A 19,479-nucleotide genomic window follows, 5' to 3' on the forward strand; every position below is an offset into this window, starting at 1 on the left:
GTCAATTCGCGGCCGTGACGGGCGCGTCGGCGGCGGGCGCGCGCAGCCCCGTGACGGACACCCGCAAACCGGGGCCCCCGACATTGTTGCTCAGCGACAGGCCGAGTTGATGCCGCTCGGCGATCCGCGCGACGATCGCGAGACCGAGCCCGCTGCCCTCGCCCTTCGACTCCTCGCCGCGATAGAAAGGGTCGAACACGCGTTCGAGCTCCGCCTCCGGAATTCCCGAGCCGCTGTCGACGACCTCGAAGCCCACGCGCTCGCCCGTGCGTCGCAGCACCACGTCGACACGGCCGCCCGGTGGAGTATGACGGATTGCGTTATTGATCAGGTTCGCTAACAACACGCTGATACTGTGCGGCTCCGCGAGCACGGTATAGGCGTCGTTCGGTGTGCGCGCGTGTTCGCATTCGAGGCCGAGATCGATCTCGCGCAGCTCCGCGAGCACGGAGCAATCGCTGACCGCCTGCTCGCCGATGCGCCGCAGGCTGACCGGCACCGTCGACGTGACCGGCTGCGCGTCTTCGCGTGCGAGCGTCAGCAGTTGCTGCACGAGGTGGATGATCCGGTTCACCCGATTTTCGACGCGCTCGAGCGTTTGCCCCTCGCCCCTCAGCGATCCATCGCGCGACGCCGCCTGCAGTTGCAGCTTCAACGCCGCGAGCGGCGAGCGCAACTCGTGCGCGGCATCGGCGATGAACGTGCGCTGCGCCTGCGACGCCGTATGCAGCCGTTGCAGCAGATCGTTCAGCGCTTCGACGAGCGGCCGGATTTCGACCGGCAGGTTGCCGTCGAGCCGCAGCGGTTCGAGCGAATCGATCGAACGCGTCGCGAGCGCGCGCGACAGGCCGCCGATCGGCGCGAGCCCGCGCGCGACGACCAGCAGCACCAGCGCGATCGTCACCGGCAGTAGCACGCCGAGCGGCCACAGCGTGTGCAGGGCGAGATGCAACGCGAGTTCTTCGCGCACCGAGACCGGTTGCGCGACCTGCACGTAGCGGTCTGTCTGCGCGACGCCGAAAATGCGCCAGTGGTATTCGCCGCGCGGCACTGTGTGAAAGCCCGGCGACAGACGCTCGAATACCGGCGCCTGCGCAGAGTGATAGACGAGCGTACCGCTGCGGTCCCAGATTTCGGTGACGATGCGGTCGTCGGCGAGAGCGCCGAGGTCGGGGGCCCGCCGCTCGCGGCTGCCCACGCCGCTCAGCGCCGACGGCAGCGACAGCGCGACGGTGCGCAGTTCGTAGTCGAACAGCTCGCTCGCCTCGCGCCGCGCGGTATGGAAGATCGCGAAAGCCGCGACCATCGACGCCGCCGCCATGCCGAAGATCAGCCAGCCGAGCAGCCAGCGGCGAATCGACGTCATCCGCACCTCTTCAGGCGGTAGCCGACCCCGCGCACCGTCACGACCTGGTCCGCGCCGATCTTGCGCCGCAGACTGTGCACATGCACTTCGATCGTATTGCTGCCGACTTCCTCGCCCCAGCCGTACAGCTTTTCTTCGAGCTCGGCCTTCGTGAACACGCGGGTCGGCTCCTCGATCAGCGCCTGCAGCAACGCGAATTCGCGCGGCACCAGCGGCAGTGGCACGCCGTCCTTGGTCACTTCATGCGCGGCGGGGTCGAGCGTCAGTTCGCCGTGACTGTAGACCGGCTGCTTCTGGCCGGTGCGCCGGCGCAGCAGCGCGCGAATGCGCGCGGCCAGTTCGTCGAGATCGAACGGTTTGATCAGGTAGTCGTCGGCGCCGGCATCGAGACCGCGGATGCGTTCGTCGACCGCGTCACGCGCGGTCAGGATGATCACGGGCGCCGCGCCGCCGTTGCGTCGATACGCGTTCAGCACGTCGATGCCGTTTTTTTTCGGCAGGCCGAGGTCGAGCAGCACGAGGTCGTACACGCCGTTATCGAGCGACAGTTCCGCCGCGCGGCCGTCCTCGGCCCAGTCGATCGCGTAGCCGGCGCGGCGCATCGCGCCCAGCACCGATTCCGCGATCATGTCGTCGTCTTCGACCAGTAGCAGGCGCATGGCCTCTCCTCTCCTTGGTGCGGTTTTGGCCGCCGCATTATCGACCGCGGCAGCTTAACGAACCCTTACGGGGTACTGATGACGCGTCGATTTTGCGCGGCCCGGGTCGCGCGATTCGACGTTAAGCCTGTCTTAAGCGCGCGCTGCGGAAAATCAGCCCTCTCTGCGAGGCCTCGTTCGCGAGTCGCTCGCCCCTTCCGATGATTCGCAGGAGCCGGATTTTGCCTGATTTCCATCCCGTCGCGGCACTGCGTCGGCGCGCACTGATGCCGTTGTGCGTGCTGCTGATGAGCGGCTGCGCGACCTATCACCGCGAGCCGCTCGCGCCGCAGGACACCTCGACGTCCGCGCGATCGCTCGAACGGATCCGCATCGATCCCGCCAGCATGCCGCTGCCCGAACTGGCCGCGCATCGTTTCGATCCCGCCGACGGGCTCGACATCGATGAAGTCGCGATGCTCGCGGTCGCCAACAACCCCGATCTGAAGCTGGCCCGCGACGATCTCGGCATTGCCGGCGCGCAGGCTTATTCGGCGGGTCTGCTGCCCGATCCGCAACTGAGCGTGTCGAGCGATTATCCGGGCGCGGCCGGTACCACGCGCGCGTTCAATTATGGCCTCAGCATCGACGTGATGGCGATCGTGCTGCGCAGCGCGAATAAACAGTCCGCCGACGCGACGCTCGCGAAGACCGATCTCGGCCTGCTCTGGCAGGAATGGCAGGTCGTCGCGCAAGCGCGGCAGTTGTTCGTGAAGCGCTGCTTCCAGCAGCGCACGCTGCCGCTGTTGCAACAGCAGCGCGAGCTCGCGCGCACGCGCTACGAGCGCATGGCCGCGGCGCGCGCCGCTGGCAATCTGACCGACGATACGCTCACCGCCGCGCTGCTCGCCTACGGCGACGCACGCAAGCAATACACCGATGCCGAGCGCGCGGCCGCGCAAACCCATCACGATCTGAATGCGTTGCTGGGCCTCGCGCCCGACGTGCAATTGCAATTGCAATCGGGCTGCGACGATGACGTCGCGCCGCTCCCCGACGCCACACTCGACTCAGCGCTCGCCGAGCTCGCCCGCCGCCGCCCCGACCTTATCGCGCTGCAGGCAGGCTACGAAGCGCAGGAGCAGAAATATCGCGCGGCGATTCTGAGCCAGTTCCCGAGTCTGTCGGTCGGCTTCGTGCGTGCGCGCGACACGTCGAACATCTACACGAGCGGCTTTCAGGTCAACCTGAGTCTGCCGATCTTCAACCGCAACCAGGGCAATGTCGCGATCGAAAAAGCGACCCGCCAGCGGCTTCGCGACGAGTACCAGACCCGCCTGAACCAGGCGTATGCGGACGTCGCCCGGCTGCGCGAAGACAGCGCGATTCTCGCGCGCCAATTGCAGCAGACCGAAGCCGCGCTGCCCGGCGTCGAGCGCGCCGCGCGCGAAGCCGCGGCGGCCTACGCCGAACACAACCTCGTGCTCGGCGCATACACCGATGCGCAAAGCGCCGCGCTCGCGAAACACATCGACGTCGCGACGCTGCGCGAAGCGCTCGACGAACAACGCGTCGGCTTGCAGGCGCTGCTCGGCAGCGCGATTCCCGATGCTTTCTCTTCCGCTCAGACTTTCATCGACACTCATGCGAAATAGCCTGTTTTCATCGCGGCATCCGTGGCCGCGTGTCGCGGCCGTCGCCGCGCCGCTCGTTTGCGCGATCCTGCTGTATGCGTCGGTCCATCCGGTTCATGCGGACGACAACGCCGCCAGCGAAGCTCAACCGTCGGTCGCGGTACAGACCGTGCGCGTGCAGCGCGCCGCAATCGCGCAGCCGGTGCGCGGCTTCGGGATCGTCGCGGCCACCGCGTCGAACCTGACGACGATCAACCTGCCCTACGTGTCGCGTATCGTGCAGATGCGCGTGCAGGCGGGCGAGACCGTCAAACGCGGCACACCACTCTTCGTCGTGCAGGCCGATCCTGCCGCCGTGCTTGCCGCAACCCAGGCGAGAAGCGCGCTGACGCTCGCGCAAGGCGAACTCGTGCGTACCCGGTCGCTGTACGACAAGGGGCTCGCGACGCAATCGCAGCTCGCCAGCGCGAGCAAGGCCGTCGACGATGCGCGCGAAGCGCTCGCCGCGCAGAATCAGACCGGCATCACGAGCGGCAACAAGGTCGTGACCGCGCCGTTCGACGGCGTGGTGCTGCAGCTATCGGCGGCACAAGGCGACCAGGTGCAGGCCGGCGCGGCGATTCTGCAACTCGCGAGTGGCGCGAGCCGCGACGCGCGCGCAAACGTGACGCTCGGCGTCGAGCCCACCGACGCCGCAACGATCCATCCCGGTGACATCGTCACGCTGCACGGCCTGTCCACGGCACTCGCGCAGACGTCGATCGAAGGCCGCGTGGTGCTCGTCGGAGGCGCGATCGATCCGCAATCGCAACTGGTCAACATCGGCGCGACGGTACCGCTCGCGCAGACGCCGTTCATCCCCGGCACACGCGTTTCTGGCGACATCGCGACCCGCACCGGCACGCACTGGATCGTGCCGCGCGCGGCCGTGCTGCGGGATGGCCAACACGCGTACGTGTTCCAGATCACGCCGCAAAACAAGGCGCGCCGCGTCGCGGTGAGCATCGCGGTCGAAAACGGCGAGCGCTACGGCGTCGACGGTCCGCTCGACCCCATGCTCGGCGTCGTGAGCAGCGGCAACTACGAGCTGAAAGACGGCATGGCGGTACGCGCCGGCGGGGATGGCGCGCGATGAACTTCGGTCAATGGATGCAGACGCATCGCCGCTCGCTGCTGTTCGTCATCGCCTTGCTCGCGATAGCCGGCGCGCTGAGCGCATTCCGTCTGCCGATTTCGCTGTTCCCGAACGTCGCGTTTCCGCGCGCGGTCGTGTCGCTCGACGCGGGCGACCGCCCCGCCGAGCAGATGACGACGCTCGTCACGATGCCGGTCGAGGAAGCGCTGCGCCGCGTGCCGAACGTGCGCGACGTCGAATCGAGGACGAGCCGCGGCGCCGCGGAGATCTCGCTGAACTTCGACTGGGGCACCGACATGGCGCAGGCCACGTTGCAGGCGCAATCGGCGATCAGCGAAATTCTCGCGACGCTGCCGCCCGGCACGACGATGCAGGTGCGGCGCATGGACCCGACCGTGTTTCCGGTGCTCGCGTACAGCCTCACGTCGACGCGGCAGTCGCTGTCCGCACTGCACGATCTCGCGCAATTCCAGATGCGGCCGCTGCTGTCGTCGGTGGAGGGTGTCGCGCGCGTCGAGGTGACCGGCGGCGCGCAGGACGAATTCGAAGTCGCGGTCGATCCCGCCCGCCTCGCCGCGTACAAGCTCTCGCTCGCCGATGTATCGAAGGCGATCGGCGCGAGCAATGTGCTGATGGCAAACGGCCGCATCGAGGATCACGACAAGCTGTACCTCGTCGTCACGAACTCGACGATCACGCAGCTCGACGAACTGCGCAACGTCGTCGTGGCCGCCAACGGCAATGCGAACGGCGCGCAGATCCGTCTCGGCGACGTCGCGACGGTGAGCCAGGGCGTGGTGCCGCAATGGATGCGCGTCACCGCCGATGGCCAGGATGCGGTGCTACTGAACGTGTACCAGCAGCCCGGCGCCAACAGTGTCGCGATGGCGCGCGCGATCCGCGCGAAGATCGCGGCATTCGAGCCGCAGATGCCCGCGGGCGTGCATCTGTCGAACTGGTACGACCAGAGCGAACTCGTGATCGCATCGGCCACCAGCGTGCGCGACGCGATCATGATCGGCATCGTGCTCGCGGCACTGACGTTGTTTGTGTTCCTGCGCAACTGGAAGATCACCGCGATCGCGGTCGCGCTGGTGCCGGTCGTGATGGCCGCGACGATCCTGCTGCTCGACGTGTTCGGCATGGGCTTCAACATCATGACGCTGGGCGGTATGGCGGCCGCGGTCGGCCTCGTCATCGACGACGCGATCGTGATGATCGAGCACATCGTGCGGCGCATGCGCGAAGCCGGCGCGCGCGCGTTCCACGGCCGCGTGATGGCCGCGGCGCTCGAATTCACGCGGCCGCTCGCGGGTTCGTCGGCGGCGACGCTGATCATCTTCGTGCCGCTCGCGTTTCTGTCGGGCGTGACGGGGGCCTTTTTCAAGGCGCTGTCGCTGACGATGGCGAGCGCGCTGTTCATTTCGTTCCTCGTCACATGGCTCGCGGTGCCGATCCTGTGCGACCACTGGCTGAAGCCCAAAGACGCCGAGGAGCACCAGGAAACACGTTTCTCCGCATGGCTGAACCGGCGCTATGCGGTGACGGTCGGGCGTGTGATCGCGAGGCCGCCGCTCGTGCTGCTCGGCGTCGTGCCGTTGATCGTCGTTGCAGCGTTTGCGTTCACGCGCGTCGGCAGTGGCTTCATGCCGAGCATGGACGAAGGCGGCTTCGTGCTCGACTATCACACGCAGCCGGGCACGTCGATCACCGAAACGGACCGGCTGATGAAGCAGATCGAGCAGATCGTGCGCGCGAACCCGAACGTCGCGACCTATTCGCGCCGCACCGGCGCGGGTCTTGGCGGCGATCTGAACGAGCCGAACAAGGGCGACTTCTTCGTGCGGCTGAAGTCCGGCAAACGCGAGCCGATCGACACTGTGATGGAAGAAATCCGCTCGCAGATCGACACGCAGGTGCCGGGCGTCAGCATCGAGCTCGCCCAGCTGATGGAAGACCTGATCGGCGATCTGACCGCGGTGCCGCAGCCGGTGCAGATCAAGATCTTCTCCGACGATCCGCACACGCTCGACACCACCGCGCGCAAGGTGGCCGCGCGCATCGGCCAGATTCAGGGCATCGTCGACGTGAACGACGGCATCAATCCCGCCGGCGACGCGATCGAGCTGCATATTCTGCCCGCCGCAGCCGCGGCCGAAGGCATGGACCCCCAAGCGATCGCGCAGGCCGTCACCGACATGCTCGAAGGCAATGTCGCGACGCAGTTCCAGAGCGGCCCGAAAACGGTCGGCGTGCGCGTGCGCGTGAACGGCGCGCGCCAGATGACCGATACGCAACTCGGTCAGCTACAGATACGCGCGCCGGACGGACATCTGTTCGCGCTGAAGCGCGTCGCCGATCGCGTGAGCGTCACCGGTCAGCCCGAGATCAGCCGCTCGAATCTGAAGCGGATGGTCGCGGTCACCGCGCGCATCGACGGGCGCGATCTCGGCTCGACGATCGCCGACGTGCAGAAGGCGCTCGGCGACGCGAACCTGCTGCCGTCGGGCGTCTATTACGAGCTCGGCGGTCTGTACCAGCAACAGCAGATCGCCTTCAAGGGTCTGTTGACCGTATTCGGCGCCGCGATCGCACTCGTGTTCGGCCTCCTGCTGTTCCTGTACGAGCGCCTGCGCGTCGCGCTCGCGGTGCTGGCGATGCCGCTGCTAGCGGCCGGCGCGGTGTTCATCGGCCTGTGGATCACCGGCATCGAGTTGAACATCTCCGCGATGATGGGCATGACGATGATCATCGGCATCGTGACCGAGGTCGCGATCTTCTACGTGTCGGAATTGCAGGCGCTGGTGCGCGACGACGAGATGCCCTTCGACGACGCGTTGCAGGCCGCCGGCCGCAACCGTCTGCGGCCGATCGCGATGACGACGATCGCCGCGATCCTCGCGCTGCTGCCGCTCGCGTTCGCGCTGGGGCAAGGCTCGGCGATGCAGCAACCGCTCGCGATCGCGATCATTTCGGGGTTGATCGTGCAGTTGCCGCTCGTGCTGTTGCTGCTGCCGGCTTTGCTGAAGCTGTTGATGAAAAAGCAGCCGGTGTGAGCGCAGTCCAGGTTATGCGCGTTTCGCGAAGCATGGCGCTACTCAAGCACATCCGCGAACCCGCCGAGCCGCCCCCCAAGCGCGCGGATCGCGGCGGCCACCCGTGGCGACAGCAGCGCCTGCAACTCGTCGGCATGCCGGTAGTCGTGCATGCCGTCGCTCAGCGCGTCGCCGGCCAGCGCCGGATGACAGTAGATTTCGCCGACACCATGCGGCAGATTCGCGAGCGCGGCGAGCCAGGCCGCCTCATCCATGCGCCCGCTCGCCGCGATGCCGACCACGTAGTCGTTGTGCGCGATCCCCGCGCGCTCGAGCCGCGTCTTCACGTGCGCGATCCACGGCCGCAGCCACAGCGGCGCGTTCGCTTCGAACGGCAAACGCATCGCCTTCATGCCGTAGTCGCGGCCGATGTCGACGATCAGGCCCAGCACCGTCGGATGCAGATGAAAATGCTTGTGCGTGTTCACGTGGTCGAGCGTAAGGCCGGTCGCGGCGAAGGCTTCGAATTGCGCGCGAATTTCGTGCGCGAGCTGCCGGCGCACGTGCGGCAGAAAAAAGAAGCGCACGCCGTCACGCACCATGTTGCTGCCGAAGCGGCCGTTCCCGTCGAGCAGCGCGGCGACCTGCTCGCGCGGCGCCAGCGCGGCGCCATCGGCCAGCACCAGATGCAGGCCCACGCGCAGTTCCGGCAGCATACGCGCGCGCGCGACCGCGTCTTTGGCGGCCGGCGCGCCGACCATCAGACTCGCGGCGCGCAGCACACCGTTGCGATGTGCGCGCTCGACCGCGATATTGACGCGCCGATGCAGACCGAAATCGTCGGCGGTGGTGATCAGTCCGCAAGGCGGGGTGGGTTTAGCGCTCTCCATCACGTGAGGCTGTCCAGCCGGCCGCTGCGCTCGGCGGAGGGCGTGCCGAGCTGCATGCGCTCGCCGCGCCACACGACGTGCGAACCGAACGCGCTGACGAGCCACTGGAGCGCGAGCAGCGTATCGCGCAACGGCACCAGCGGCAGATCGCGCCAGAACGTGCGCGCGCGGCGTGCCGCGCGCAGGTGCAGCAGCAGGCGCGCGCCAACGCAGACCGCGGTGGCCGACGCGCTCGCGACCACCGCCGCGAAAGGCGCGTGAGCACACGTCGCGAGCGACACGGTCAGCCCCGCGCTCGTCAACAGCCACGGCGTGGGGAACGTGATCAGCAGCGACACGAAGCCCGGCGGATTGACCGAGCGGATCGTGCGCAGCCAGCGCGTTTCGCGCTGCCACAGCGCCGCGAAGGTCGGCTCGATCACGTCGGTCGCGACCATCACGCGCGACAGCACAGTTTGCAGACCGAGCGCGCGCACGTGCTCGGCGAGCCAGTAGTCGTCGGCGAGGCAGTTTTTCAGCGCTTCGAAGCCGCCGATGCGCTCCAGCGTCGCGCGCCGCAACGCGAGCGTCGCGCCGAAGCCGAAGCGGCGCGAGCCCATCGCATGGGCGACCCGCACCGAGGGCGCGAACCACTCGTTGATGAACAGCGCACCGACACGCGGCCAGAAACCGCCGACGCCGCGGGCGACGTACAGGCACGTGACCACGCCGACGTTCGGGTCCGCGAGCGGCGCGGCGACGCTGTCGAGATAGTCCGAGTCGACCGCGATGTCGCTGTCCGCGATCACGATCACGTCGTGGCGCGCGCGTGACGCCATGTTGATCAGGTTGCTGACTTTCAGATTGCTGCCGTGTACGCGTGTGTCGATTGCAAGCTCGATGTCGCACTTCGGATAGGCGGCCTGCAAACGGCGCACCACCGCGATGGCGGGATCGTGCGGCGACGACACACCCAACACCAGCTGAAAATGCTGATGTCGCTGTTCGCAGAAGGTTCGCAGATTTTCGTAGAGACGCGGCTCGGCGCCGCACAGCGGCTTCAGCACGCTGACACCGACCTGCGCGAACGGCCCGGTTGGGCAATCGGGCGAATCCATCAGCGAACGGCTGAGCGCGCGAGTGACGGCCCTGCCCCCATGATGGTTCGATTTATGTCGGGCGGTGAAAAACGGCATGGCGAGCGCGGCGGCTACCGTATAGATCGAAGCGCTAACGCAGGCGGCTAACAGAAGCCATTGACATGCCATCAACGCGTGCGCCGCCATTGTGTGTCGTCCGTGTGCGTCAGTGCCCGGCCAGCACGAAAGGTTGCCCCGTTAGCCGCAGGTGAAGCACGACGAGCCACCGGCGCGGACAATTCGCTGCGATCACGGCGGGCGATGCGCCGACAGCAGCGCGAATCGCGTAGTCGCGCCGCACCGCGACCTCGAAGGCGACCTCGGCAAATTCGCGCGCGATCACCACGCCGCCGATGATCAGCGCGAGCGCGAACAGCCTGAACGATGCCGAAGCGAAAAAAGCGTCAGAGACGGGCAGTACCGGCAACGCGATGCACAGCAGCGCTTCGGTGGCTGCGGCCGTCAGAGACGCGACTAGCAGATGGGCTCGTAGCATGTCGATGGTGACTCGCTTCATAACGTGCCTTGTGCGCGGCCTTGCGGCCCGACCGGATGCTGGCAATGGGCGGGACTCGTCGAGATCGTCCATCGACGCCATCAACCAACCAGCATAAAGAATGCCTCGCGCGTCGCTCCATCGAAGTCCTTACGATCAGGTTGCGATGGTCTGACGACAACCTGGTCTCGCACATGCATCACGATCTGCGACGACCATTTTATAGCGCGTCGATGGTATCGATTCAAGCTGAAGGAAACCTTAAGCACGCGCATGGCATAAAGCGGCTAACGAACGGCGTGGTCACACTTCGGAACGCGGCAGATTGTTCGTCTAGGTGCATCAATGTCGCTTGCATCATAATGCTCGACGTTATGCAACAAAGCCCCACAACGGAATATTTGCCTCATGCGCTTACTCCTCGTAGAAGACGACGAGCTCATCGGCTGCGGTGTCGAGGCGGGCCTTCGTCAGGCCGGCTTCACAGTCGACTGGGCACGCGACGGCCACAAGGCCGGCCTCGCGCTCGACACGACTCAATATGCCTTGGTGGTACTCGACCTCGGCCTGCCGCGCGTGAGCGGCACGGAACTGCTCAAACGTGTGCGCGAAGCCGGCAATGACGTGCCGGTGCTGGTGTTGACCGCAAAAAGCACGGTCGTCGATCGCGTCGACGGACTCGAAGCGGGCGCCGACGACTATCTCGGCAAGCCGTTCGATCTCACCGAGCTGGTGGCGCGGTGCCGCGCGCTGTTGCGCCGCGCACAAGGTCGCAGTATCGATCTGATTCGTTACCAGAATCTGACAGTGAATCCGGCCGCGCAAACGGTGCAGATCGACGAGGCGCGCGTGCCGCTCACGTCGCGCGAATGGGCGATTCTGCTGCAACTGCTGACTAATCTCGGCATTCCTCAGTCGCGCTCGCGGCTCGAAGAAAGCCTGTACGGCTGGCAGGAAGAAATCGAAAGCAATGCGATCGAGGTGCACGTCTCGAACCTGCGCAAGAAGCTCGGCGCAAGCCTGATCAAGACCGTGCGCAACATCGGCTATGTGATGGAGAAAGAATGATCGGTCCGTCGATTCGACGGCGCCTCGTGCTGCTCGTGCTCGCCAGCATCGCGATCGTATGGGGCGGTGCGCTCGTGTCGAGCTACCGGCAGGCGAGCCACGAAGTCGCCGCGTGGGAACGAGCGCGTCTCGCCGAACTCGCGCAGATGCTCGCGCTGCTCGATTCGACCAATCTGATGACGCTCGCCAATGCGCGCATCGACGTGCGCGAAGAAGAGAGAGGCGGTGAGCCCGGCGCGAGCGATCTCGACGACGACGACACGCTGCCGCGCGACGCCCTCTTCCAGGTGCGCGCGGCCAACGGCGCCATTCTGGCGGGCAGCCCGCAACTGCATGCGCTCGCCGCGTGGGATTTGCCGTTGCCGCCCGCGAGCGGCGCGCAGGACGTCACGCTGGGCGGTCAGCTCTATCACTCGTTCACGTTGCGCGAAACGGCGCTCGGTCACTGCGTGCGTGTGTTCGAACTGGCCAACACCCGCAGCGACCTGGTGAGCGGTGTCGCGAGCCGCATCGCGCGGCCCACGCTGATCGCGCTGCCAGTGCTCGCGGTGCTCGTGTGGCTCAGCATCGGCTGGAGTCTCGCGCCGCTGAAGGTGTTGTCGGCCGCGATCCGTTCGCGCGACATCAACCGCATGGAACCGGTCGGCATCGGCCGCACGCCGCTCGAGGTGCGCGCGCTCGTCGACGCGATCAACCAGATGCTGGCGCGTCTGCACCATGCGCGCGAGCTCGAGCGCGCCTTCACCGCCGATGCCGCGCACGAACTGAAGACGCCGCTCGCCGCGATCAAGGTACAGGCGCAGGTCGCGCTCGCCGAGCCCGATATCGCGCTGCAGCGGCTCGCGATGGAGCGCGTCGTGCAAGGCGTCGATCGCAGCGCGCGGCTCGCCGAGCAACTGCTGCTGCTCGCGCGGCTCGACGTGCAGGAGAAGCTGCCCACCGAGCCGCTGAGGCCGGCGGCGATCGCGAAAGATACGCTGCTCGCGAACAGGCGCAATGCGCAACAGAAGCACATCAATGTGAAGCTGGTCGGCGACATGCTCGCCGAGATCGACGCGGAGCCCGTGCTGATCGGCATCCTGCTCGACAATCTGCTCGATAACGCGATCAAGTACGGACGCACGGGCGGCACTGTCGAAGTGGCGGTGCGCCATGCCGACGAGCAGGTGCAGCTGATCGTGCGCGACGACGGCCCCGGCGTCGCGCCGGACGATCTCGCGCGGCTCACGAACCGCTTTTTCCGCGCGACCGGCAATCAGGCGACCGGCAGCGGGCTCGGTTTGTCGATCGTTGCGCGGATCGCCGAGCATTTCGGCGCGAGTCTGCAGCTAGGCGCCGGGATCGGGGACCAGGGGCTTGCGGTGCGGGTGTCGTTTCCGGCCTGTCGCGCGACGCGCTGAAGGCGCGCGGGGAGCGCTCAGCGCCGCTCGCCGCCCCGGTTCGCGTCAGCGACGCGCGAACGCTGCCTGGTCAGTTCGGCGCGCACGCCGTGCGGTGCGGCATGCGGCCGCGCGCTGCCGGACGCCTCGAACAGCTGCCACGCGATCAGGCCCGGCACGAATATCAGCAGATCGCGAATTCGCCGCGCGGCCGCGAGCGCGAGACAGGTGGCGGGGTCGAGCCCCAGTGCGCCGCCAATCAGTACGAAAGCGCCCTCCTGCACGCCCAGACCGCCCGGCACGAAGAACGCGGCGCTGCTGACCGCCTGGATCAGCGATTCGATCACGATCGCCTCGACGAGCGTCACGCGTGCGCCGAGGAAATACAGCGCGAGCCAGATTTCGAGCGAGGTCAGCACGCATTGCAGCGGCTGCCAGAAGAACAGATAGCGCAGCACGACCGCGCGGCGGCGCCAGATCACCTTGATCGACTGATCGAACTGCGCGGACTGGCCGACCAGCGCGGTTAGCTTGCCGCTCGTCACGCGGTTCGCCACGCGCGTGATGCGCTCGAACGGATTGGCATGCTGGACGAGCCCGAACAGCAACAGCACCGGCGTCAACGCGACCACGCCCCACGCGAGCTGCCCGGCGAGCCGCAGCGCGCCCGATTGCGCGTTGGCGAACAGAAAACCAATGCCGACCATCGTGAACATCAACTGGCTGATCACGGTCAGCTGCATGTCGACGATGGTGCTGGCCACCGCTGTCGACGGCCTGACGCCCCAGCGCTTGAACATACGGAACGACACGAGTTCGCCGCCGATCCGCGCGACCGGCAGCATGCAGTTGACCGATTCGCGCACCCACACCAGATGCAGCATCCTGCCGAAGCTGGGGCGGTTCGCGCCGCGAATCAGCGAGCGCCAGTCGCACGCGTTGGCGATCATTGGCAGCACATGCGCGAACGCGGCCACCACGAGGCCCGCGCCAGCCGCGCGCAACGCGCTGAGCACCGCGCGCGGATCTTCGCGCCAAACGAGCCACAAAGAGATCAGCAAACCCGCGAGCGCAGCCGCGCGGCCCAGATGCTTCATCATGCGGGCACCTCGCACACGACTTCGGTATACGTGATGCGCCGCACGCCGCGTGTCGCCGGGGCGCTGCCATGCGTCTCCAGGGCGCTCCCATTTCGCCCGTTCGAAGCTTCTTCGTTCATTGCCAGCCCAATCTGCCGTTCGTTCGTCATTCGTCCTGCGCCGCCGACAGCAGCCCATCGCCGTCGACCTTGAAGCTGAAGCCCCGCCAGATCACCCGCGACGAGCGGAAGCTCGCGACGAAAATCGCAAACGATACGATATCCCATAACGGCAGAAGCCACAGATCGCGGCAGCGCTGACGCAACGCCCGATCCGCGCGCCACTTCAACGCGAGACGCGCGAGCACCGTCACTGCCGCAAGCAGCCACGCCCACGGCGCGCCGCCCGAGCACGCGAGCGCGAGCAGCGCGAACGGCAACGGATGCACGAGCGCCGTGCCGAAGTGTCCGAGCGGATCGATGCGGCGAATCGTGCGGCTCCAGCGCAGTTCGTGCGTCACGAGTTGTGCCGCGCTCGCTTCGACACACGCATGCGTGATTGCGAACGGCGGAATCGTGACCCGCTCGCCCGCCGCGCGCACCGCCGCGCCGATCTCGTAGTCCTCGGCCAGATGCTGCACGAACGGCTTGAAGCCGCCGATCCGCTCGTAGGTGTCGCGCCGCATCGCGATGGTCTGGCCGAAGCACGGCCGCGCGAGCCCGAGCGCGAGTCCAGTGACGACGCCGGGCAGGAACTGGTAGTTGGTTGCGATCGCCGACAGCCGCGGCCAGAAACCCGGATCGGGCTGGCCGCGATAGGCGCAGGTGACGAGCCCGACGCCCGGCTGCTGCAATTCGCCGATCACGTTGCGCAGATAGTCCGGGCCGACGCACACGTCGCTGTCGGCGAACACGAGCACGTCGTGGCGCGCCTGCGGCAGCATGTTGAGAATATTGCTGATCTTGCGGTTCGGGCCGTACAGACGCGCATCGGCGACGACGGTGATGTCCGCCTGAGGATGCAGACGCCGCAGTTCGTTGACGGTTTGCAGCGCGGGGTCGGCGCAGTCATGCACGCCGAACAGGAATTGCACGGGCCCGGGATAATTTTGCGCGCAGAAACTCGACAAATTGTCGAGCAACGCCCACTCGTTGCCATGCAACGGTTTGATAACCGTAATGGGTGGAAAGCTGGAAGGTTCGGCTACATCCCTCGCGAAGAAGCGCCCGATCAGCGCGCTCGCGAGCACGGTGTAGCCGATGCCGACAACGGTCGCCGCCGCGCACGCGTACGCGAGCGTGACGGCGGCGAGGTGTGCGGCGCTCACGCCTCGTGCGCGCGCAGGAAGCGGAAAAATTCGACGCCTTCGCGCAGGCGCCGTTTCATCATGTCCCAGCTCGTCAGCATTTCGCGCAGGATCTCCCAGATCTTCGACGGCCGGAAATAAAAGCGTTTATAGAAGTTTTCGAGCTGGTGGTACATCTCGTCTCGCGACAGATGCGGGTAGCCGATCGCCGCCAGCTGCACGCCTTCCTTGCTGACGAGATTGATCACCTTGTTCTCCGCGAGCCAGCCGTTCTCGACCGCCTGGTTATAGAGCGTAGTGCCCGGGTACGGCGCGGCGAGCGACACCTGGATCGTCAGCGGATTGATCTCCTTCGCGTACTCGATGGTCTTCTGGATCGTTTCAGGCGTTTCACCCGGCAGACCGAGAATGAAGGTGCCGTGCACCTTGATGCCGAGGGTGCGGCAGTCTTGCGCGAAGCGCCGCGCGATGTCCGTACGCAGGCCCTTCTTGACGTTCAGCAGGATCTGGTCGTCGCCGGACTCGTAGCCGACCAGCAGCAGGCGCAGGCCGTTGTCCTTCATGATCTTCAACGTCGAGTAAGGCACGTTGGCCTTCGCGTTGCACGACCACGTGACCCCCAGCTTGCCCATGCCTCGCGCGATTTCTTCGGCGCGCGGCTTGAAGTCGGTGAACGTGTCGTCGTCGAACATGATCTCCTTGACTTCGGGCATGTTGTCGCGAATCCACTTGACTTCCTCGAGCACGTTCTCGACCGAACGCACCCGATAGCGATGGCCGCCGACCGTTTGCGGCCACAGGCAGAACGTGCACTTCGAGCGGCAGCCGCGGCCGGTATAGAGTGACACGTACGGATGCTTCAGGTAGCCGTTGAAGTAGTTCTTGATGGTCAGATCGCGCTTGTAGATCGGCGCGACGAACGGCAGCTCGTCCATGTTCTCGAGGATCGGGCGGGATTCGTTGTGCTCGATCGAGCCGTCGGGGGTGCGATAGCTCAAGCCGAGGATCTGTGCGAACGGCTTGCCTTCGGCGATTTCCTTGCAGGTGAAATCGAATTCCTCGCGACACACGAAGTCGATGGCCTCGGTCGCGGTCAGCGAATTATGCGGATCGACCGCGACCTTCGCGCCGACCATGCCGATCAGCAGCGACGGCTTGCGCTTCCTGAGGTCCTGGGCGAACAGCGCGTCGGTCGGGAAGGATGGCGTGCTGGTGTGGATCACCACCAGCTCGTATTGCGAGGCGATGTCGAGGGCGGCGTCGACGGACAGGCCGTCTGCCGTGGCGTCGAGCACGCGGCTGTCGGGAACCAGTGCCGCGGGTTGGGCGAGCCACGTCGGATACCAGAACGAGCGAACTTCACGCTTGGCCTGATAGCGCGAACCCGCGCCACCATCGAAGCCGTCGTACGACGGCGCCTGCAAGAACAGAGTTTTCATGGATGCTCCAGCAAGCCTTTATAGGCGCTTTCGGTTTTCAGTAGGGAATCTATTCTGTTCCATTGCCCGAATGCAGGTCGGGAAAGCCGGTGCTCGACCTGCACGTAGCGGTGGCCGCGGTCCGGAAAGGCCACGGGCAGTGGCGCAAATAGTACGGAGCAAAGCTGAAGGAAACCTGAAGAATAATACTGCGTTCAGACCGTGCGCGGCATGCTCCGATGGGGCGATTTGTGCAATTGACGCGCTCGTGCAATCGTGTCGCATCGATGTCGTATCGGTGTGGTAAATGGATAGGTTGTCGCGTGGCGTGCGGGCGAGCGCCGCCGGCGCCGCCGATTCACGCCACCTTCACGGGCGCGAACGCTCGGCCCGACGCGTCGCTCATCGCGCGAGATGCTTCGCCCATTCGAGCCAGCCGAGATTGAGGGCCACGTTTACCACTACGCCGAGCGCCGACGCGAGCGCGGCGATCATGGTCCAGAAGGCCGAGCGCCGCGCCGCGCGCGCCGACGTGTGGGCGGCGGCCGCAGCGTCGCGCGACGCGCTCGCCGCCGCCTGCGCGATATGCGACGACGCCTCCATGCGCGCGAGCGACCTCAGCGCGAAACCGCGCTCGTCGTCGTGCGTGGCGGCGGCCGCCTCATGCGCCGCGTCGTCACGCTGCGCCTGCTCGAACAGATAGCGATGACAGAACGGCGTCAGCGGTTCGTCGGGATAGCGCGCGGCGAAGTTTTTCGCATAGGCGGCGGCGCCATTGCGCTCGATCTCCGCGTAGGCGGCGTCCTTATCCATGGTTGCCTCGCATGCGGATGAGCCGCCCGGCCGGCGTCACACGGGCTTGATGTCGGCAGCCTGTTTGCCTTTCGGCCCCTGCTTGATTTCAAAGCTGACTTTCTGGTTTTCCTGCAACGACTTGAAACCTTCGGATCGAATCTCCGAAAAATGGGCGAACAGATCTTCGCCGCCGTCATCGGGAGTGATGAAGCCGAAGCCCTTTGCGTCGTTGAACCATTTCACTGTTCCGGTTGGCATGGCGATGTCCTCGTGATGCGCTGTAGTAGCGGTTGAATGGATGAAGTGCTGCGTCCTGCAAGCGTTTCGTGCAGCGCTGACGCGGCGCCCCGGCACGACCCGCAAAATCGCTCCGGTGCCAAGCCTCAGCAAGCCGCATGCCGCGACCGGGCGCCTGCGGGCCGCGCCCGGTGCGATTGCCCGCAATCGGATAAGATAAATAGTATCGGCAATTCATTCATGGCCGCGCAGGAATGTCGCCTCGTGCCGCACGTCCGCGCGGCCAGTTGTTTTCCCACTCACAGGAACCCAGCATGGCCATCTCGAGCTATACCGATACCCGTCTTCTGATCAACGGCGAATGGCGCGACGCCGCCAGCGGCAAGACCCTCGACGTGATCAACCCCGCGACCGGCCAGGCCATCGGCAAGGTCGCGCATGCCGGCATCGCCGATCTGGACCGCGCGCTCGAAGCCGCGCAGCGCGGCTTCGAGGCCTGGCGCAAGGTGCCGGCCAACGAGCGCGCAACCATCATGCGCCGTGCCGCCGCCCTCGTGCGTGAGCGCGCCGCGGACATCGGCCGCCTGATGACGCAGGAACAGGGCAAGCCGTTCGCCGAGGCGCGCGGCGAAGTGCTGGCCGCTGCGGACATCATCGAATGGTTCGCGGATGAAGGCCGTCGCGTGTATGGCCGCATCGTGCCGTCGCGCAATCTTGCCGCGCAGTCGCAGGTGCTGAAGGAGCCGATCGGCCCGGTCGCGGCGTTCACGCCGTGGAACTTCCCGGTCAATCAGGTCGTGCGCAAGCTTTCGGCGGCGCTCGCCTGCGGCTGCTCGTTCCTCGTCAAGGCGCCGGAAGAAACCCCGGCGTCGCCGGCGGCGCTGCTGCAGGCTTTCGTCGAAGCCGGCGTGCCGGCCGGCACGGTCGGCCTCGTGTTCGGCGATCCGGCTGAAATCTCGAGCTACCTGATCCCGCATCCGGTGATCCGCAAGGTCACGTTCACGGGCTCGACGCCGGTCGGCAAGCAGCTCGCGGCGCTGGCCGGCTCGCACATGAAGCGCGCGACGATGGAGCTCGGCGGCCACGCGCCGGTGATCGTCGCGGAAGACGCCGACGTCGCGCTCGCCGTCAAGGCAGCCGGCGCCGCGAAGTTCCGCAACGCGGGCCAGGTCTGCATCTCGCCGACGCGTTTTCTCGTGCACAACAGCATCCGCGAAGAGTTCGCCGCGGCGCTCGTCAAGCACGCTGAAAGCCTGAAGCTCGGCGACGGTCTCGCCGAAGGCACGACTCTCGGGCCGCTCGCCAACTCGCGGCGTCTGAGCGCGATGGCCAAGGTCGTCGACGACGCTCGCAAGACCGGCGCGAAGGTCGCGACGGGCGGCGAGCGCGTCGGTACCGAAGGCAACTTCTTCGCGGCCACCGTGCTGACCGACGTGCCGCTCGAGGCCGACGTGTTCAACAACGAGCCGTTCGGCCCGGTCGCCGCGATTCGCGGCTTCGACAAGCTCGAAGAAGCGATCGCCGAAGCAAACCGCCTGCCGTTCGGCCTCGCCGGCTATGCGTATACGAAGTCGTTCGCCAACGTGCATCTGCTGTCGCAGCGCATGGAAGTCGGCATGCTGTGGATCAACCAGCCCGCCACGCCGACGCCGGAAATGCCGTTCGGCGGCGTCAAGGATTCCGGCTACGGCTCGGAAGGCGGCCCGGAGGCGATGGAAGCCTACCTCGTCACCAAGGCGGTCACGGTGATGTCGGTTTAATCACGGGTTTAATCACGCCAATCACGCGCTTCGGGAACGGCGCCGCGGTTTTCCCGCTCGCATCGTTCCCGAACGCGGCTCAACCGATCTGCCGGGTCCACGAGTCTTCCGCTCGCGGGCCTTTT

16 protein-coding genes are annotated in these 19,479 nt (G+C 66.4%); 6 read left to right on the top strand and 10 right to left on the bottom strand.

All coding sequences use genetic code 11. The annotated features are described in order from the left end of the window. Position 1 precedes the first annotated feature (1 nt). Complete coding sequence (locus HDG39_RS05095; protein ID WP_184003765.1) at positions 2–1,366, bottom strand: ATP-binding protein; 1,365 nt, start codon at positions 1,364–1,366, stop codon at positions 2–4. After that, the gene (locus HDG39_RS05100; RefSeq protein ID WP_184003767.1) at positions 1,363–2,025 is read right to left on the bottom strand and encodes a response regulator; all 663 of its coding nucleotides are present in this window, start codon (positions 2,023–2,025) and stop codon (positions 1,363–1,365) included. The genes HDG39_RS05095 and HDG39_RS05100 overlap by 4 nt, the downstream gene beginning before the upstream one ends. A 221-nt stretch (positions 2,026–2,246) precedes the next feature. Between HDG39_RS05100 and HDG39_RS05105 the strand changes: the two genes are divergently transcribed. The 3 genes from HDG39_RS05105 to HDG39_RS05115 are packed head-to-tail and all read left to right on the top strand — an operon-like array spanning position 2,247 to position 7,829. After that, entirely contained in the window at positions 2,247–3,659 is a 1,413-nt protein-coding gene (locus HDG39_RS05105) for a TolC family protein (RefSeq protein ID WP_184003769.1), read from the top strand. After that, a complete protein-coding gene (locus HDG39_RS05110) occupies positions 3,649–4,773 on the top strand; it encodes an efflux RND transporter periplasmic adaptor subunit (protein WP_184003771.1) in 1,125 nt (374 codons plus the stop codon). The genes HDG39_RS05105 and HDG39_RS05110 overlap by 11 nt, the downstream gene beginning before the upstream one ends. Further along, positions 4,770–7,829: an efflux RND transporter permease subunit gene (locus tag HDG39_RS05115; RefSeq protein ID WP_184003773.1), complete on the top strand. Its 3,060-nt coding sequence runs from the start codon at positions 4,770–4,772 to the stop codon at positions 7,827–7,829. The genes HDG39_RS05110 and HDG39_RS05115 overlap by 4 nt, the downstream gene beginning before the upstream one ends. Before the next feature lie 38 nt (positions 7,830–7,867). Here HDG39_RS05115 and hpnK read toward each other — a convergent pair whose 3' ends face one another. Genes hpnK through HDG39_RS05130 form a run of 3 tightly spaced genes read right to left on the bottom strand, consistent with a single transcriptional unit; the run spans position 7,868 to position 10,333 of the window. Continuing rightward, positions 7,868–8,698, bottom strand: a complete 831-nt coding sequence (hpnK, locus tag HDG39_RS05120) for a hopanoid biosynthesis-associated protein HpnK (protein ID WP_184003776.1) — start codon at positions 8,696–8,698, stop codon at positions 7,868–7,870. Next, a complete protein-coding gene (gene hpnI / locus HDG39_RS05125) occupies positions 8,698–9,963 on the bottom strand; it encodes a bacteriohopanetetrol glucosamine biosynthesis glycosyltransferase HpnI (RefSeq protein WP_184003778.1) in 1,266 nt (421 codons plus the stop codon). Before hpnI (HDG39_RS05125) ends, hpnK begins: the two co-directional genes overlap by 1 nt. A gap of 19 nt (positions 9,964–9,982) precedes the next feature. After that, positions 9,983–10,333 carry a hypothetical protein gene (locus HDG39_RS05130; protein ID WP_184004192.1) on the bottom strand — a complete coding sequence of 117 codons (351 nt, stop codon included), beginning with the start codon at positions 10,331–10,333 and terminating at the stop codon, positions 9,983–9,985. Between the two features lie 387 nt (positions 10,334–10,720). Here HDG39_RS05130 and HDG39_RS05135 point away from each other — a divergent pair, with 387 nt between their 5' ends. Together HDG39_RS05135 and HDG39_RS05140 are read left to right on the top strand one after the other, a co-directional pair. Then, entirely contained in the window at positions 10,721–11,380 is a 660-nt protein-coding gene (locus HDG39_RS05135; RefSeq protein ID WP_184003780.1) for a response regulator, read from the top strand. Next, a complete protein-coding gene (locus HDG39_RS05140; protein ID WP_184003782.1) occupies positions 11,377–12,780 on the top strand; it encodes an ATP-binding protein in 1,404 nt (467 codons plus the stop codon). The genes HDG39_RS05135 and HDG39_RS05140 overlap by 4 nt, the downstream gene beginning before the upstream one ends. Positions 12,781–12,797: 17 nt before the next feature. On the opposite strand, the gene HDG39_RS05145 is transcribed toward HDG39_RS05140, so the two are convergent. From HDG39_RS05145 to HDG39_RS05165, 5 genes are all read right to left on the bottom strand, one after another. Continuing rightward, entirely contained in the window at positions 12,798–13,859 is a 1,062-nt protein-coding gene (locus tag HDG39_RS05145) for a lysylphosphatidylglycerol synthase domain-containing protein (protein ID WP_184003784.1), read from the bottom strand. Between the two features lie 145 nt (positions 13,860–14,004). Then, positions 14,005–15,165 carry a bacteriohopanetetrol glucosamine biosynthesis glycosyltransferase HpnI gene (hpnI, locus tag HDG39_RS05150; protein ID WP_184003786.1) on the bottom strand — a complete coding sequence of 387 codons (1,161 nt, stop codon included), beginning with the start codon at positions 15,163–15,165 and terminating at the stop codon, positions 14,005–14,007. Continuing rightward, positions 15,162–16,583: a hopanoid biosynthesis associated radical SAM protein HpnJ gene (hpnJ, locus tag HDG39_RS05155; RefSeq protein WP_018417789.1), complete on the bottom strand. Its 1,422-nt coding sequence runs from the start codon at positions 16,581–16,583 to the stop codon at positions 15,162–15,164. The genes hpnI (HDG39_RS05150) and hpnJ overlap by 4 nt, the downstream gene beginning before the upstream one ends. 381 nt (positions 16,584–16,964) lie before the next feature. Then, positions 16,965–17,375 (bottom strand): hypothetical protein, encoded by a 411-nt coding sequence (locus HDG39_RS05160; protein ID WP_184003788.1) that lies wholly within the window; start codon positions 17,373–17,375, stop codon positions 16,965–16,967. A 36-nt stretch (positions 17,376–17,411) separates the two neighbouring features. After that, the gene (locus HDG39_RS05165) at positions 17,412–17,615 is read right to left on the bottom strand and encodes a cold-shock protein (RefSeq protein WP_007181784.1); all 204 of its coding nucleotides are present in this window, start codon (positions 17,613–17,615) and stop codon (positions 17,412–17,414) included. Positions 17,616–17,908: 293 nt separating this feature from the next. Here HDG39_RS05165 and HDG39_RS05170 point away from each other — a divergent pair, with 293 nt between their 5' ends. Next, positions 17,909–19,354, top strand: a complete 1,446-nt coding sequence (locus tag HDG39_RS05170; RefSeq protein WP_184003790.1) for an NAD-dependent succinate-semialdehyde dehydrogenase — start codon at positions 17,909–17,911, stop codon at positions 19,352–19,354. The last annotated feature ends 125 nt before the right edge of the window (positions 19,355–19,479 follow it).

Source organism: Paraburkholderia lebeckiae (assembly GCF_014201005.1).
Lineage (GTDB): Bacteria > Pseudomonadota > Gammaproteobacteria > Burkholderiales > Burkholderiaceae > Paraburkholderia > Paraburkholderia tuberum.

Bases quoted from the DNA above. Each gene is read 5' to 3' on its own strand.
- HDG39_RS05110 (WP_184003771.1), top strand. From the start codon at position 3,649: ATGCGAAATAGCCTGTTTTCATCGCGGCATCCGTGGCCGCGTGTCGCG.
- hpnI (WP_184003778.1), bottom strand. From the start codon at position 9,963: ATGGCGGCGCACGCGTTGATGGCATGTCAATGGCTTCTGTTAGCCGCC.
- hpnJ (WP_018417789.1), bottom strand. From the start codon at position 16,583: ATGAAAACTCTGTTCTTGCAGGCGCCGTCGTACGACGGCTTCGATGGT.
- HDG39_RS05130 (WP_184004192.1), bottom strand. From the start codon at position 10,333: ATGAAGCGAGTCACCATCGACATGCTACGAGCCCATCTGCTAGTCGCG.
- HDG39_RS05160 (WP_184003788.1), bottom strand. From the start codon at position 17,375: ATGGATAAGGACGCCGCCTACGCGGAGATCGAGCGCAATGGCGCCGCC.
- HDG39_RS05165 (WP_007181784.1), bottom strand. From the start codon at position 17,615: ATGCCAACCGGAACAGTGAAATGGTTCAACGACGCAAAGGGCTTCGGC.
- HDG39_RS05170 (WP_184003790.1), top strand. From the start codon at position 17,909: ATGGCCATCTCGAGCTATACCGATACCCGTCTTCTGATCAACGGCGAA.
- HDG39_RS05115 (WP_184003773.1), top strand. From the start codon at position 4,770: ATGAACTTCGGTCAATGGATGCAGACGCATCGCCGCTCGCTGCTGTTC.
- HDG39_RS05145 (WP_184003784.1), bottom strand. From the start codon at position 13,859: ATGATGAAGCATCTGGGCCGCGCGGCTGCGCTCGCGGGTTTGCTGATC.
- hpnK (WP_184003776.1), bottom strand. From the start codon at position 8,698: ATGGAGAGCGCTAAACCCACCCCGCCTTGCGGACTGATCACCACCGCC.
- HDG39_RS05140 (WP_184003782.1), top strand. From the start codon at position 11,377: ATGATCGGTCCGTCGATTCGACGGCGCCTCGTGCTGCTCGTGCTCGCC.
- HDG39_RS05135 (WP_184003780.1), top strand. From the start codon at position 10,721: ATGCGCTTACTCCTCGTAGAAGACGACGAGCTCATCGGCTGCGGTGTC.
- HDG39_RS05095 (WP_184003765.1), bottom strand. From the start codon at position 1,366: ATGACGTCGATTCGCCGCTGGCTGCTCGGCTGGCTGATCTTCGGCATG.
- HDG39_RS05100 (WP_184003767.1), bottom strand. From the start codon at position 2,025: ATGCGCCTGCTACTGGTCGAAGACGACGACATGATCGCGGAATCGGTG.